Raw genomic sequence first — 14,284 nt, 5'->3', positions numbered from 1 at the left:
TGCGGCGGGCCGCTTCGCACTATTTCGGGGCGCATGACAGATCGCGACCCAATCCACGTTGTCGGCGGGGGCCTGGCCGGCTCCGAGGCGGCCTGGCAGATCGCGCGCGCCGGCTGGCCCGTCGTGCTGCACGAGATGCGCCCGGAGCGCCGCACCGACGCCCATCAGACCGATGGCCTGGCCGAGCTGGTGTGCTCCAATTCCTTCCGCTCCGACGATGCCGAACAGAACGCCGTCGGCCTGCTGCACGAGGAGATGCGGCGCGCGGATTCCCTGATCATGACCGCCGCGGACAGCCACAAGCTGCCCGCCGGCGGCGCGCTGGCGGTCGACCGCGACGGTTTCTCCGGCGCGGTACAGGCGGCAATCGAGGCGGAACCGCTGGTGACGATAGAGCGCGGCGAAGTGCCGGGCCTGCCGCCGGCCGAATGGCGCAGCGTCATCATCGCGACGGGACCGCTGACCTCGCCGGCGCTCAGCGAGGCGATCCTGTCGCTCACCGACGAGGACGCGCTGGCCTTCTTCGACGCCATCGCGCCCATCGTGACCCGGGAGTCGATCGACTTCGACATCGCCTGGCTCCAGTCGCGCTACGACAAGCCCGGACCGGGCGGCGGCACCGCCGACTACGTCAACTGCCCGCTGAACGAGGAACAGTACAACGCCTTCCTCGATGCGATCCTGGAGGGCGACAAGACCGAATTCCGCGACTGGGAGAAATCGACGCCCTATTTCGAGGGCTGCCTGCCGATCGAGGTCATGGCCGCACGCGGGCGGGAGACGCTGCGCTTCGGCCCGATGAAACCGGTCGGGCTGACGGACCCGCGCACGGGGCAATCGCCCCACGCCGTCGTCCAGCTCCGCCAGGACAACGCGCTGGGTACGCTCTACAACATCGTCGGCTTCCAGACGAAGCTGAAATACGGCGAGCAGGGCCGGGTCTTCCGGATGATCCCGGGGCTGGAGAACGCACAGTTCGCGCGCTTCGGCGGTCTGCACCGCAACACCTTCATCAACAGCCCGCGCCTGCTGGACCCGCAACTGCGCCTGAAGGCGGAACCGCGCCTGCGCTTCGCCGGCCAGATCACCGGCGTCGAAGGCTATGTGGAAAGCGCCGCGATCGGGCTGCTGGCCGGACGGCTGGCCGCCGCCGAGGCCCGGGGCGAATTGATCGACCCGCCGCCTGCGGAGACGGCCATGGGAGCCCTGCACAGCCACATTACCGGCGGCGCCGACGCGCGGACCTTCCAGCCGATGAACGTGAATTTCGGCCTCTTCCCCGAACTCGGCGAGCGTTTCCGGGGCCGCGACAAGCAGCGGCGGAAGCGCAAGGCCTATTCCGACCGGGCGCTGGCTGCCCTGGCCGGCTGGCTCGGCGGCGAGACGGTCGCCGCCGAGTAGTCAAGCACTCGGTCAATCCGCGAAGATACTGAATTATTTGAAGTCCTGGGGCTTGACCCCAGGACCCAGTCCTTCAGTCCGCTGAGCCCTTGGATCAAGTCCAAGGGCGACAGGATTGTGTGTTTTCACGAAGCATTGTGAGCACTCTAGCGGGCCCGCGTCTTGTCGAGCGGGTGGCGGGCGACGGAAGTGAGCTCCGCACGGCTCAGGCCGATGTCCTTCAGGGTGCGGTCGTCCAGCGCCATGAGCTGGCGGAGGCGGCCTTCCTCGGCATAGAAATCGCCGATGCGCTCGACGACGGCAGCGACGCGCTCGCCCAGACGGGCGAAGAAGCCGGCGTCACCATGGCGGATGTCGTAGCTCTGGACAGTCATCGTTCAACTCCTTCGTTCGGCAAAGGCTTTTTTGCCCGGGTGGAAATCGATCTGATCTCCGTTGAACGGTGAAATGGTGCTTTACCGCAGCGCAGCAAACGACATATTCTCCACGCTCGACATACCAATAGTATATCAGGGACCGATGAAGAGACGCCTGCCGCCGCTCAACGCGCTGCGCGCCTTCGAGGCCGCAGCCCGCCACGAAAGTTTCAAGGCCGCGGCGGAAGAGCTGGCGGTGACGCCTGCCGCCGTCGGTCACCAGGTCCGCACCCTGGAAGACCATCTGGGCGTGGAGCTGTTCGCGCGCCTGAACCGCTCCGTCGAGCTGACGGACCGGGGCCGGCGGCTGATGCCCGGCCTGTCGGCCGCCTTCGACCAGATGGTAGAGGCGCTGTCGGCGATCGAAGGGCCGGACGATACCAATGTCATCGCCGTCTCGACGGTGCCGTCCTTCGCCGTGAAGTGGCTGATCCCGCGCCTCGACCGTTTCAACCGCGCCTATCCCGACTACGACGTCAGAATCTCGGCGAGCGTGGAGATGGCGGATTTCCGCCGCGATCACATCGACTGTTCCATCCGCTTCGGCCGCGGCATCTATCCGGGCCAGAAGGTCTGGAAGATCCTTGACGATACCATCCTGCCTGCGGCGAGCCCGGCTTTGCTGGAGCAGGAAGGCCCGATCAAAACGCCGGCGGACCTGGCGCGTCTGCCGCTGGTGCACGACGATTCGCTGCGCTTCGACCCGATGACGCCGGACTGGCAGGCCTGGCTGACCGCCGCGGGCGTGGACGAGATCGTGGACTGGCGCCGGGGCCCGCATTTCTCCTTCGCCGACCACGCCCTGCAGGCGGCGATCGATGGCGTCGGCATCGTTCTTGCGCGCCGTTCCATCGCGGCCCAGGACATCGCCGACGGGCGGCTGGTGCCGCTGTTCGAGACCGAGCAGCCACTGACCATGTCGTACTGGTTCGTCACCACACCGGAGAAGTCCGACCAGCCGCGGATCAGCGCCTTCCGCAACTGGCTGCTGGCCGAGGCCGCGGAATAGCAGTCAGTCGGCGGCAGCCTTCATCGGCGCGCGGGAACCCTCCGGATCCAGCGGGATCTGCGCCCTGAAGCTGTCCGCCGAGGCAGCCTCCCACCAGTCCGCGTAGATCGTCTCCTCCGGCGCGTCGATCAGCGCGTTCAGCGCCAGGAAGTCGTGGACCTGATCGATCGATGCGGCGTCGCTCTCGCCGATGCGGTGGACCAGGTGATGCGGCTTCAGTTCGCGCGGATGGGTCAGGCCGGCGGCGCCCAGAATCTCGGTCAGCGCCTCCACGGTCTTGGCGTGGAACCGTGCCGCGCGCGGACCCTGAACATCGACGACGAGGCCGCGCTGGCGGCCCTTGTCCTGCGTCGTGACGCCCGTCGGACATGTATCGAGGTGACAGCGTTGCGCCTGGATGCAGCCGATGGAGAACATGAAGGCGCGGGCCGCATTGCACCAGTCCGCGCCGATGGCGAAGTTGCGCGCCAGCCCCGCGCCGGAAAAGACCTTGCCGCTGGCGGCGAGGCTCACATGATCGCGCAGGCCCGTGCCGACCAGTGCGTTGCGTACGGTCACCAGCCCGTCGGTGAGCGGCATGCCGACCCTGTCGGAGAGCTCCTTCGGCGCGGCGCCGGTACCGCCCTCGCCACCGTCGACGACGATGAAATCCAGCAGGATGCCGGTCTTCAGCATCGCCTTCATGACCGCCAGGACTTCATGAATCTGGCCGACGCAGAGCTTGACGCCAACGGGCTTGCCGCCGGAGAGATCACGCAGCCGGGCGGCGAACTCCAGCAGTTCCACCGGGGTCGAGAAGGCCGGGTGACTGCGCGGCGAGATCACCGTTTCACCGACCGGCACACCGCGGGTCTTCGCGATCTCCTCGGTCACCTTTGCGCCCGGCAGCATGCCCCCATGGCCCGGCTTGGCGCCCTGGCTCAGCTTGATCTCGACCATCTTCACCTGGTCCTTCCGCGCCTTCTCCGCGAAAAGCGCAGGATCGAAATTCCCTTCGCCGTCATGGCAGCCGAAATAGCCGGTGCCCAGTTCCCAGACGAGATCGCCGCCATACTTCAGATGGTAGGGGCTGATGCCGCCTTCCCCGGTGTCGTGATAGAAGCCGCCCTTCGCCGCACCCAGGTTCAGCGCCTCGATGGCGTTGCCCGACAGGGAACCGAAGCTCATCGCCGAGAGGTTGAAGACGGAGGCGTCGTAGGTCCGCTCGCACTGCGGGCCGCCGATCAGGATGCGGGGATCCGGGTCCGGATCGTTCGCCGGTTCCATGGAATGGCCGAGCCATTCATATTCCCCCGACGCCATGTCCAGTTCGGTGCCGAAGGGAATGGTGTCATTGAAGCCCCGCGCACGAGCGTGAACAAGGTTCCGTGCACGCAGATCGAAGGGCTTTCCCTCCCGGTCGCCTTCGACGATGTAGGCCCTGAGATAGGGCCGGAGGCGCAGCGCCAGCCAGCGGATACGCGCCGCGACGGGATAGTTGCGCGTCAGCGTCCAGCGCGTCTGCCGCCAGTCGCGCACGCCCAGCGCGGCGAGCGGCGCAGCGACAATCAGCCCGGTCAGGAACCACGGGCTGACAAGCCAGCCCAGCACTGCAAACAGGGCGGTAAGAACAAGGCCGGCGATGAACAGGCTGTAGCGCTTCAGAACGTCACGGGTCATGCGGCCTCCTGCACACAACGATCGGCGGCATGACATGCCATTTGAGGGCTGCGGCGCGGGACCCCATGCGGCGGATCGTCCGGGCCGGCCTCACGAAATGCCGGAGGGCGTGCGGAAGGCGTAGTCCAGCAGCGTCAGGCCGAAGAGCACGGCAAGCCAGACCAGCCCGCCGAAATGATGGCCGTGACTGAACGGCACGGACTGCTCGACGCCCCGGCTCAGGCGGCCGGTTCGCGACTCAGGCGTCGGACTCGCGCTTGCGGTTGAAGTCGAAGAAATCGTTGCCCTTGTCGTCGATCACCACGAAGGCCGGGAAGTTCTGCACGTCGATCTTCCAGACCGCTTCCATGCCCAGTTCCTCGAAATCGAGCACCTCGACATTGGTGATCTCGTCCTGGCCGACACGCGCGGCGGCGCCGCCGATGGAGCCGAGATAGAAGCCGCCATGCTGCTTGCAGGAATTCACCACCTGCTTGGAGCGGTTGCCCTTGGCGATGGAGACCATGGAGCCCCCCAGCGCCTGGAACTCGGCCACATAGGGGTCCATGCGCGCGGCCGTGGTCGGACCGAAGGCGCCGGAGGCGCGGCCTTCCGGGGTCTTCGCCGGACCGGCGTAATAGACCGGATGGTTCTTGATGTAGTCGGGCAGTTCGCCCCCCTGGGCCACGCGCTTCGACAGCTCGGCATGCACGATGTCGCGCGCCACGATCATGGTGCCCGAGAGCAGCACCGGCGTCTCGACCGGCAGCCGGGTCAGGATCGAACGGATCTCGTTCATGGGCAGGTTGAGATCGATGCGGACGGCGTCGCCCATGTCGATCTCCTTCTCCGGCAGATAGACGGAGGGGTCGCGCACCAGCGCCTCCATGAACACGCCTTCGCCGGTGATCTTGGCCTTGGCCTGACGGTCGGCCGAACAGGACACGCCGATGCCGATCGGCAGCGAGGCGCCGTGACGCGGCAGGCGGATGACGCGGACGTCGTGGCAGAAATACTTGCCGCCGAACTGCGCGCCGATGCCCAGATTCTGGGTCAGCTTGTGGATCTCCTGCTCCAGGCCGATGTCGCGGAAGGCGTGACCCGACATCGACCCTTCGGTCGGCAGCTCGTCATAGTACTTGGTCGAGGCCATCTTGACGGTCTTCAGGGTCTGCTCCGCCGACATGCCGCCGATGACGATCGCCAGGTGGTAGGGCGGGCAGGCGGCGGTGCCGAGCTTGGGCAGTTCCTCGGCGAAGAACACCATCAGCCGCTCCGGATCGAGCACGCGCCGCGTCTGCTGAAAGAGGAAGGTCTTGTTGGCCGAACCGCCGCCCTTGGCGACGAACAGGAACTTGTAGGCGTCGCCGCCCACCGCTTCGATGTCGATCTGGGCCGGCAGGTTGGAGCCGGTGTTCTTCTCCTCGAACATCGACAGCGGCGCCATCTGGCTGTAGCGCAGGTTGCGGCTGGCCCAGGTGCGCTGCACGCCCTCGGAGAGCGCGGCGCCGTCGTCGCCCTCCACCAGCACGTACTGGCCCTTCTTGCCGGAGATGATCGCCGTGCCCGTGTCCTGGCAGGAGGGATACTCCATCGCGGCCGAGATGTTGGCGTTCTTCAGAAGCTCCAGGGCGACGAACCGGTCGTTCGCCGACGCCTCGGGATCATCCAGAATGGAGCGGAGCTGCTCCAGGTGCCCCTTGCGGAACAGATGGCTGATGTCGGCGAAGGCGGTTTCGGCCAGATGGCTGATCGCAAGCGGTTCGATCACGGTGAAGCTGCGGCCGCCGAGGGTTTCGGTCTTCACCCCGTCGACGTCGAGCTTGCGGTATTCGGTGGTGTCCGCGCCCAGCGGAAACAGCGGCTGATATTCGGTCATGACGATCCCCCTCGATCGGCCGTCGCGGACGGCCCCCGGTCCCGGCCATAGAAGACCACAAAAGGCCGCCCGTGGCAGCCCCCCAGATGCCCGCGCGCGGGCCCGGTCGGCGGGGGCTCAGTCCTTGCGGGTCTTGATGAGCTGGTCGAGCTGGCGCTGCATTTCGTCGAGCTGGCCCTTGAGCCGGCCGATGTCGTCCTCGCCGGCGTTCCCCGATTCCTCGGCGCCAGTGGACTTGCCGCCCCCGCGCGCGACGCCGGCGAACGGATTGAACATCGCCATCGTCTGTTCGTAGAGTTCCATGTTGCGCCGCGCCGCTTCCTCGAACTGCTTGATCGGCATTTCCAGCGCGCCGCCGAACTGGTCCTTCATCTGCTCGCGATTGCGGGCGAAGGCTTCCATCGACATCTCCAGATAGCCGGGCAGCACGTTCTGCAGGCTGTCGCCGTAGAAGCTGATGAGCTGACGCAGGAAGTTGACCGGCAGCACGCTCTGTCCCTTGCCCTCGGCCTCGAAGATGATCTGGGCGAGCACCGAACGGGTGATGTCTTCGCCGGACTTCGCGTCGTAGACGACGAAATCCACATCGTCGCGCACCATCTCCGCCAGATGGTCGAGCGTGACATAGGACGACGTCGACGTGTTGTAGAGACGCCGGTTCGCGTACTTCTTGATCGTCACCGGACCGTCGTCTTTACGCTCGCGTTTGGCCATGAAACCCCGCGGAAACCAGTTCTGCATGAAACTTCACTATCGCGCCCAATTGCTGCAACGCGCAAGAAGTTTGCGCAGTGCACAGTCGATGGGGCGGCTTGGCCGCACCCCGTGCGGGGACTAGAGTGCCGTCATGAGCATTGGCGAAAGGCCCGCCATCGACCGCCTGGCCGTCCGCTTCATCCGGCTCTGGCAGGAACAGCTCGCGCAGATGAACGCCGAACCCGCCATCGGCCGGGCCGCGCGGGAATGGATCGAACGGCTGAGTGATGACACCCCCGGAGACGACAACCCAGCCGCCGGCGATCCGCCGCATCTCGCCCAGGCCTCTCGGCCTGCACCTGATGTCGGCGGCGATGTCGCTGACGGGGGCGGCGGCGGCCCTGCCGCTGGCGCGGCGGGGACTGATCCGGTGGCATCCGGCGCTCGCCGCCGAAGCCGACGCCCTGGCGGCGGAGATCGCCCGAAGCGATGAGACGGACCTGACGCTGGCCGTCATGCAGCAGGTTCAGGAGCGTCTGTCGGCCACGCTGCGGGGGATCGAACTCTACCAGAACCACGGCTATGCGCGCCGCGTGACCGAGCCGCCGGCCGCATGGGAACAGGGATCAGCGCGGCTGCTCGACTTCGGCGGCGGCGGCCGTCCGGTGCTGTTCGCGCCCTCGCTGGTCAACCGGGCCCATGTGCTGGACCTGGACGAGGGCGCCAGCCTGATGCGCTGGCTCGCCGGCCGGGGCCGGGTGCGGCCGCTGCTGATGGACTGGGGCGCGCCGGCCGGTCCGGTGCGCGGCTACGGCACCGCCGACTATGTCACCGGACCGCTGGCCGACGCCCTGGCGCATGTGGCGGCGATGGCCGGGGGACCGGCGCCGCTTGTGGGCTATTGTATGGGGGGCACACTGTCGGCGGCCGCGGCCCAGCTCTACCCGGACCGGGTTTCCGCGCTCGGCCTGCTGGCCGCGCCCTGGGACTTCCACGCCAGCCTGTCGCCGCAGGCGAAGGTCTACGCCGGCTCGGCCGGCTTCTGGCGGCCGGTGCTGGAAGCCTTCGGCGAAATGCCCGTGGATCTGCTGCAGAGCTTTTTCGCCGCCCTGGACCCCAACCTGGCGCAGCGCAAGTTCGAGGCCTTCAGCCGGCTGGACATGGACAGCCCCGAAGCCCGCCGCTTCGTCGCCCTGGAAGACTGGCTGAACGACGGCGTGCCCCTGACCGCCCGCGTCGCAGAGGAAACCCTGAACGGATGGTTCGGACAGAACCGCGCCGCCACTGGCCACTGGCTGATCGACGGCGTGGTCATCGACCCGGCGCGCATCGCCGCCCCGGCCTTCGTCGCCATCCCGGAAAAGGACCGCATCGTGCCGCCGGCCTCGGCCGCCGCGCTGGCGGCGCTGCTGCCCCGCGCGACCACGCTCCGGCTGCCCGCCGGCCATATCGGCATGGTCGTCGGACGCCATGCGGAGACCGCCCTCTGGCGGCCGCTGGAGCAGTGGCTGGCGGCAGTGGAATGATGATGCTGCAGTGCAGCATTTTTCGCGACACATTGAAGCACGAATCAAGGGCCTGTTTACTGTGACGTCGCGGAAGCGCATCATCGCGGCAGCGCAATATCCAATTTGCTGCGATGCAAAATCGCCTGCCGCGGTTTGGCGTCGCTCGGACGTTCCGATCCCGGGAGGAAACCAATGACCGAAATCGTAATAGCATCCGCCGCGCGTACGCCGGTGGGCTCCTTCAACGGCGCCTTCGGCTCGGTGCCTGCGCACGATCTGGGCACCACCGCGATCAAGGGCGTGCTGGACCGCGCCGCCGTCGATCCGGCCGAGGTGTCGGAAGTCATCATGGGCCAGATCCTGTCCGCCGGTCAGGGCCAGAACCCGGCCCGCCAGGCCTCCATCAATGCCGGCGTGCCGCAGGAAAGCCCTGCCTGGGGCGTCAACATGCTGTGCGGCTCCGGCCTGCGCACGGTTGCGCTGGGCTGGCAGGCGATCAAGAACGGCGACAGCTCGGTGGTCGTGGCAGGCGGACAGGAGAGCATGTCCCAGGCGCCGCACGCGGCCTATCTGCGCAACGGCCAGAAGATGGGCGACCTGAAGTTCGTCGACACCATGCTGAAGGACGGCCTGTGGGACGCCTTCAACGGCTACCACATGGGCAACACCGCCGAGAACGTCGCCGAGAAGTGGCAGATCACCCGCGAGACGCAGGACGAGTTCGCACTGCGCTCCCAGCAGCGGGCCGAGACCGCCCAGAAGGCCGGCCGCTTCAGGGACGAGATCGTCCCGGTCACCGTCAAGGGCCGGAAGGGCGAGACCGTGGTCGAGGACGACGAGTACATCCGCCACGGTGCGACGCTCGAAAGCCTGCAGAAGCTGCGCCCGGCCTTCGCCAAGGATGGCTCGGTGACCGCCGGCAACGCGTCGGGCATCAATGACGGCGCCGCCGCGGTGCTGATGATGACCGAAGAGGAAGCGAATCGCCGCGGCATCGAGCCTCTGGCCCGCATCGTCTCCTGGGCCCAGGCCGGCGTCGATCCGGCGATCATGGGTGTCGGGCCGATCCCGGCGACGCGCCGCGCGCTGGAGAAGGCCGGCTGGACGGTCGACGACCTGGACCTGATCGAGGCCAACGAAGCCTTCGCCGCCCAGGCCTGCGCGGTCGGCAAGGACCTCGGCTTCGATCCCGAGAAGCTGAACGTCAATGGCGGCGCCATCGCCATCGGTCATCCCATCGGCGCCTCAGGCGCGCGGGTGCTGAACACGCTGCTGTTCGAGATGCAGAAGCGCGACGCCAAGAAGGGCCTCGCGACGCTGTGCATCGGCGGCGGCATGGGCATCGCCATGTGCGTCGAGCGCTACTAGTCCACGCGGCGGGCTCCCCATCCGCCCGGCTCTGGCCGGGCGGGACCGCCGCAACGGCACCCTCCCCCAACCTCCCCAGAAAAGAAACTCCCCAGAGGAAACGATCATGGCACGAGTGGCAATCGTCACCGGCGGCACCCGCGGCATCGGGCGCGCCATCTCCGAAACACTTCGCGACGCGGGCTACAAGGTCGCGGCGAACTACGCCGGCAACGAGGCGCGCGCAAAGGCGTTCACCGAGGAAACAGGCATCGCCTCCTACAAGTTCGACGTCGCCGACCACGATGGCTGCCAGCAGGCCTGCGCCCAGATCGCCGAAGACCTCGGCCCGATCGACGTGCTGGTCAACAACGCCGGCATCACCCGCGACGGCACGCTGATGCGCATGAGCCACGAAGACTGGCAGGCGGTGGTCGACACCAATCTGGGCGGCTGCTTCAACATGGCCAAGGCCTGTTTCGCCGGTATGAAAGAGCGGGGCTTCGGCCGCATCGTCAACATCGGCTCCATCAACGGCCAGGCCGGCCAGTACGGCCAGGTGAACTACGCCGCCGCCAAGTCCGGCATCCACGGCTTCACCAAGGCCCTGGCGCAGGAAGGCGCGCGCTTCAACATCACCGTGAACGCCATCGCGCCGGGCTATATCGACACCGACATGGTGGCCGCGGTGCCGGCCAACGTGCTGGAGAAGATCGTCGCCAAGATCCCGATCGGGCGCCTGGGCCAGGCCAACGAGATCGCCCGCGGCGTGCTGTTCCTGGTGGGCGACGACGCCGCCTTCGTGACCGGCTCGACCATGTCCATCAACGGCGGCCAGCACATGTACTGACGCGCCGGCGTCAGCACGAACCCGAACGGGCCGTCGTCCGGCAGCGGGCGGCGGCCCTTTTCGTGGCGCCGTGATTTTCCAGCACTTTTCCCGGCGCAGGCGTACAGGCACGCCGATCCATTCGGAAACCCTCGCACGATGCTCACGCCCTTCCAGATCGACGACGTCTTCGACCTGCGCGAATGCGGGGAGATCATCCGCGTCGTCGAGAGCCGGCTGTTCGCCGACGCCGGGCTGGTCCGCGGCGGCATCAACGACAACATCCGCCGCGCGCGAACGGCCTGGCTGGACTCGGACGGCGAAGCGGCATGGGCGTTCGAGCGGCTGGTCGATACGGTCATCGGGGCGAACCGGGCGCACTTCGGTTTCGACCTGACCGGGTTTGACGAGAAGATGCAGATCGCCTGGTACGATGCGGACCATGGCGGCCATTTCGACTGGCACGTCGACATCGGCGACGGCCAGTTCGCGATCCGCCGCAAGCTGACGCTGGTGGTGCAGCTGAGCGACGGCGACAGCTATGCGGGCGGCGACCTGGAGCTGAACGCCGACGGATGCCCGAAGGCGGTCTCGCGGCAGCTCGGCGCGGCGACGCTGTTCCCCAGCTTCACGCCGCACCGGGTCACGCCGATGACGTCGAACGCCCGCTATTCCATGACGGCCTGGGTCCACGGCCCGGCGTTCCGGTGAGGGTCGCGGCGCGGTAACCGGCAACTCCCGTTGTCGCTGCGGCACCGCCTCCCCTTGCCTTGACGGGCGCTTTCTGTGAAACATTCTCCATCCGGCGCGCGGCTATCGCGTACCGCGGAATTCCGGCGGGGACCGGCCCTGGGGAGGGGCGTCCTCCTTCCGATCAAGGAGAACAGAACGATGATCGAGAAACTGCAGTTCTACATCGACGGCAAGTGGGTCGACCCGGCCGAGCCGAAGACGTTGGACGTCATCAATCCGGCCACCGAAGAAGCCTTCGCGCGGATCTCGCTGGGCAGCGCCCAGGACGTCGACAAGGCGGTCAAGGCCGCGCGCCGCGCCTTCGAGAGCTATTCCCGGACCACAAAGGAAGAGCGCCTGGAGCTGATCGCGAAGATCCTCGAGGAATACAAGAAGCGCTACAACGACCTGGCCGAAGCGATCCGCCTGGAGATGGGCGCGCCGAAGACCCTGGCCGAGAAGGTCCAGGCGGCCACCGGCATCGGCCACTTCAAGACCATTTCCAAGATCCTGCAGAACTACGAGTTCAACGAGGACCGCGGCGCCACCCGCATCTCCAAGGAGCCGATCGGCGTCTGCGGCCTGATCACGCCGTGGAACTGGCCGGTCAACCAGATCGCGGCCAAGGTCGCGCCGGCGCTGGCGGCGGGCTGCACCATGATCCTGAAGCCCTCCGAGGTGGCGCCGATGAGCGGCGTGATCTTCACCGAGATCCTGGACGCCGCGGGCGTGCCGGCCGGCGTCTACAACATGATCAACGGCGACGGCCCAGGCGTCGGCGAGGCGCTGTCGAGCCACCCCGGCATCGACATGGTTTCCTTCACCGGCTCCACCCGCGCCGGCATCTCGGTGGCGCAGAACGCCGCGCCGACGGTCAAGCGCGTGGCGCAGGAACTGGGTGGCAAGTCGGCCAACATCATCCTGGACGACGCCGACTTCCAGAAGGCCGTCTTCGGCGGCGCCATGGGCTGCTTCGGCAATACCGGCCAGTCGTGCAACGCACCGACCCGCATGCTGGTGCCGATGGACCGCATGGACGAGGCCGGCGAGATCGCCGCCGCCGCCGCGGCCAAGGTGCGTGTCGGCGACCCGGCCGACGAGAACACCACCATGGGTCCGCTGTCGTCGGACGTGCAGTGGAAGAAGGTACAGGCCCTGATCGAGAAGGGCATGCAGGAAGGCGCCAAGCTGGCCGCCGGCGGCCCGGGCCGTCCCGAGAACCTCAACAAGGGCTTCTACGCCCGTCCGACGGTGTTCACCAACGTCACCAACGACATGACCATCGCCCGCGAGGAGATCTTCGGTCCGGTGCTGTCGATCCTGGGCTACAAGGACGATGACGACGCGGTGGCCATCGCCAACGACACCGACTACGGCCTGGCCGGCTATGTCTCAGGTGAGCCCGAGCACGCCAACCGCATCGCCTCGAAGCTCCGCGCCGGCTCCATCCAGGTGAACGGCGCGAACGTCGACGTCTTCGCGCCCTTCGGCGGCTACAAGCAGTCCGGCAACGGCCGCGAATGGGGCGAGTTCGGCCTGGAGGAATATCTCGAGGTCAAGGCGATCCAGGGCCACAACGCGGCCTGACTGCAGGCCCGAGCCTCGAACGGATGAAGGGCGTTCCGGCTTCGGCCGGGACGCCCTTTTTCTTGTGGCGACAACGTCATTGCCCGGCTCGTCCGGGCAATCCCGGTGGGCTGCCCGGATGAACCGGGCAGCGACGGACGCTCTGCGGAAAGGGCAGCCCGCCCTACGACCGGTCGGCGATGTGGACCACGCGCTTGCCGAGATTGTCGCCCTGCAGCATGCCGATGAAGGCCTGCGGCGCGTTCTCCAGCCCGGTCACGATATCCTCGGCCACCGACATGCGGCCCCGGGCGATGTGATCGGCCGTCTCCTCGATGAACGGCTCGATCAGGTGGGCGTGGTCACGGACGACAAAGCCCTGGACGTGCAGGCGCTTGGAGACGATCTCGTTCAGGTTCCGCACGTGATAGGTCTCGGTCAGGTTGTACTGGCTGATCATGCCGCACATGGCGAAGCGGGCGAAATCGTTGGCGACCTCCAGCACGGCCTCCAGGTTGGCCCCGCCCACATTCTCGAAATTGACGTCGATGCCGTCGCCGCAGTAGAGGCGCAGCGCTTCGGCGATCGAGAAGAGCCGGTAGTTGAAGCCGTCGTGGAAGCCGCATTCGCCGACGATGAATCGGACCTTCTCGTCAGTCCCGGCGGAGCCGACGACCCGCGCGCCCGCGATCCGGGCAAGCTGGCCGGCGACCTGCCCCACGGCGCCGGATGCGGCGGAGACATAGACCGTCTCACCCTCCCTGGGCTTGCCGATCAGCGTCATCCCGACATAGGCGGTGAGCCCCGGAAAGCCCAGCGTGCCGAGGTAGTAGGACAGCGGCGCCAGGTCCGGATCGACCTTGCGCAGGCTCTCGCCGCCCTTCGCCACCGACCACTCGGCCCAGTCCAGCATGCCGTAGACACAGTCGCCTTCGCGGAACTTGTCGTTGCGGCTCTGCGCGACCTGGCCGATGACGCGGCCGAACAGGGGCTCGCCGATCTGGAAGCCGGCCGCGTAGGCCACCCCGCCCTCGTTCATCAGTCCGCGCATGTAGGGATCGACCGACATGTAGAGATGGCGCACCAGCACGTCGCCCGGCGCCAGTTCGGGCGTGTCCGCCTCTCGCATGGCGAAGCTCTCCGGCGTCACCCAGCCCTGCGGCCGGCTGTTCAGCACGATCTGTCGCGTGGTCGGCATCGGCTTCTCCCCCTCCGAAAGCGCGGCGCAGTTTGCCCCCAATGCGCCGGGGCCGGCAAGCCGGG

At 67.3% G+C, this 14,284-nt stretch carries 12 protein-coding genes; 7 read left to right on the top strand and 5 right to left on the bottom strand.

The annotated features are described in order from the left end of the window. Positions 1-33: 33 nt before the first annotated feature. Positions 34-1,401 carry a methylenetetrahydrofolate--tRNA-(uracil(54)-C(5))-methyltransferase (FADH(2)-oxidizing) TrmFO gene (locus tag TEF_07475; GenBank protein ANK80655.1) on the top strand — a complete coding sequence of 456 codons (1,368 nt, stop codon included), beginning with the start codon at positions 34-36 and terminating at the stop codon, positions 1,399-1,401. Positions 1,402-1,547: 146 nt separating this feature from the next. Here the strand turns inward: TEF_07475 and TEF_07470 are convergent, their stop codons facing one another. Next, positions 1,548-1,775, bottom strand: coding sequence for a hypothetical protein (locus TEF_07470; protein ANK80654.1), 228 nt, complete (start codon positions 1,773-1,775; stop codon positions 1,548-1,550). A gap of 145 nt (positions 1,776-1,920) precedes the next feature. On the opposite strand from TEF_07470, the gene TEF_07465 reads away from it, so the two are divergent. Then, positions 1,921-2,826, top strand: coding sequence for a hypothetical protein (locus tag TEF_07465; protein ID ANK80653.1), 906 nt, complete (start codon positions 1,921-1,923; stop codon positions 2,824-2,826). 3 nt (positions 2,827-2,829) lie between these two features. Here TEF_07465 and TEF_07460 read toward each other — a convergent pair whose 3' ends face one another. From TEF_07460 to TEF_07450, 3 genes are all read right to left on the bottom strand, one after another. Further along, positions 2,830-4,521, bottom strand: coding sequence for a glutamate synthase (locus tag TEF_07460; protein ANK80652.1), 1,692 nt, complete (start codon positions 4,519-4,521; stop codon positions 2,830-2,832). A 202-nt stretch (positions 4,522-4,723) separates the two neighbouring features. Then, positions 4,724-6,343 carry a fumarate hydratase gene (locus TEF_07455; protein ID ANK80651.1) on the bottom strand — a complete coding sequence of 540 codons (1,620 nt, stop codon included), beginning with the start codon at positions 6,341-6,343 and terminating at the stop codon, positions 4,724-4,726. A 117-nt stretch (positions 6,344-6,460) separates the two neighbouring features. Then, positions 6,461-7,057, bottom strand: a complete 597-nt coding sequence (locus TEF_07450) for a polyhydroxyalkanoate synthesis repressor PhaR (protein ID ANK83339.1) — start codon at positions 7,055-7,057, stop codon at positions 6,461-6,463. Positions 7,058-7,326: 269 nt separating this feature from the next. On the opposite strand from TEF_07450, the gene TEF_07445 reads away from it, so the two are divergent. The 5 genes from TEF_07445 (at position 7,327) to TEF_07425 (ending at position 13,042) form a co-directional block, all read left to right on the top strand. Further along, positions 7,327-8,565 carry a hypothetical protein gene (locus TEF_07445; protein ID ANK80650.1) on the top strand — a complete coding sequence of 413 codons (1,239 nt, stop codon included), beginning with the start codon at positions 7,327-7,329 and terminating at the stop codon, positions 8,563-8,565. A gap of 174 nt (positions 8,566-8,739) precedes the next feature. Further along, the gene (locus tag TEF_07440; protein ID ANK80649.1) at positions 8,740-9,915 is read left to right on the top strand and encodes an acetyl-CoA acetyltransferase; all 1,176 of its coding nucleotides are present in this window, start codon (positions 8,740-8,742) and stop codon (positions 9,913-9,915) included. A gap of 106 nt (positions 9,916-10,021) precedes the next feature. Continuing rightward, complete coding sequence (locus tag TEF_07435) at positions 10,022-10,744, top strand: beta-ketoacyl-ACP reductase (GenBank protein ANK80648.1); 723 nt, start codon at positions 10,022-10,024, stop codon at positions 10,742-10,744. Between the two features lie 138 nt (positions 10,745-10,882). Next, positions 10,883-11,434, top strand: a complete 552-nt coding sequence (locus TEF_07430; protein ANK80647.1) for a hypothetical protein — start codon at positions 10,883-10,885, stop codon at positions 11,432-11,434. A gap of 180 nt (positions 11,435-11,614) precedes the next feature. Further along, entirely contained in the window at positions 11,615-13,042 is a 1,428-nt protein-coding gene (locus tag TEF_07425) for an aldehyde dehydrogenase (GenBank protein ANK80646.1), read from the top strand. Positions 13,043-13,205: 163 nt separating this feature from the next. Here the strand turns inward: TEF_07425 and TEF_07420 are convergent, their stop codons facing one another. Further along, entirely contained in the window at positions 13,206-14,219 is a 1,014-nt protein-coding gene (locus TEF_07420) for a hypothetical protein (protein ID ANK80645.1), read from the bottom strand. Between the last annotated feature and the right edge of the window lie 65 nt (positions 14,220-14,284).

It is taken from the genome of Rhizobiales bacterium NRL2, assembly GCA_001664005.1.
Taxonomy (GTDB): Bacteria; Pseudomonadota; Alphaproteobacteria; order Minwuiales; family Minwuiaceae; genus Minwuia.
The sequence above is the reverse complement of the archived record's forward strand: the minus strand, read 5'-3'. Positions and strand labels throughout refer to the sequence as shown.